The organism is Mesorhizobium sp. M7A.F.Ca.ET.027.03.2.1, assembly GCF_003999175.1.
In the GTDB taxonomy this organism is placed as follows: domain Bacteria; phylum Pseudomonadota; class Alphaproteobacteria; order Rhizobiales; family Rhizobiaceae; genus Mesorhizobium.
The window spans coordinates 1-817 of sequence record NZ_RZOM01001634.1; the positions used below are offsets into that span (position 1 = coordinate 1).

Below are 817 nucleotides of genomic sequence, written 5' to 3' on the forward strand. Positions count from 1 at the left end.
GTGTGTGGTAGAGTGCGATATGCGCGACGATGACGGCTGCGATTGCTACCCAGACCGGATAACCGAACGGTCCGAGCGAGCCGGAAGCGAGCCTGAGCAGGAAGGTCGAGCCGACCATGGTCGGTTCGCCGCCCGACAGGATGAGGCCAAGGCCGGTGATGCCTGACAGCGTGCCGAGCGTCACCACGAAGTCGGGGATCTTGCCTGCGGTGATGATCAGCCCGTTGAGGAAACCGACGGCGCTGGTGGCGAGAACCGCGAGCCCGCAGGCGACGAAGATGCCGTAGCCGGCGGCGTTGACGAGGCCGAGGATGATGGCGCCGAGCATGACGGCTGCCGCCAGCGACAGGTCGATGCCCGAGGTGGCGATGACGAAGGTCTGGCCGATCGACAGCACCACCAGGATCGCCGCCGCCAACAGCAGCGCCTGCAGATTGGCGACGCTGAGAAAGACCGGCTGGGCGATGCCGAAGACGATGACGAGGCCGACCAGGCCGACGACGGATGCCCAGTCGGCCCAGAAGGACGGATCGAGGAGGAGAGCCGCCAGGGAGGGACGGCTCTCCTCAGCACCCGCCGAATGGGCGGCGGGTGCGTTGTCTGCTGGTGTGCTCACTTCAGCATCTCGCGGAAGGGATCGGGATAGTCGCCGCCGGGCCGCGGGAAGTTCTTCAGCGAGGCTTCGGCATTGTCCTTGTTGATCAACAGCACCGGCGCCGGCACGTTGGCCGGCAGTTCCTTGCCCTTGGCGGCCACTGCACAGGCCTCGAGGCCCATGGCGCCGACAACATAGGGATATTGGGCGACGGTGGCGGTG

General features: G+C 66.5%; 2 pseudogenes. Both read right to left on the bottom strand.

The features are described from left to right. Positions 1-616: pseudogene (locus tag EN750_RS36965) on the bottom strand (ABC transporter permease); the annotation flags it as partial. Further along, positions 613-817 (bottom strand): annotated as a pseudogene (locus tag EN750_RS36970) (sugar ABC transporter substrate-binding protein); the annotation flags it as partial. The pseudogenes EN750_RS36965 and EN750_RS36970, both read right to left, overlap by 4 nt.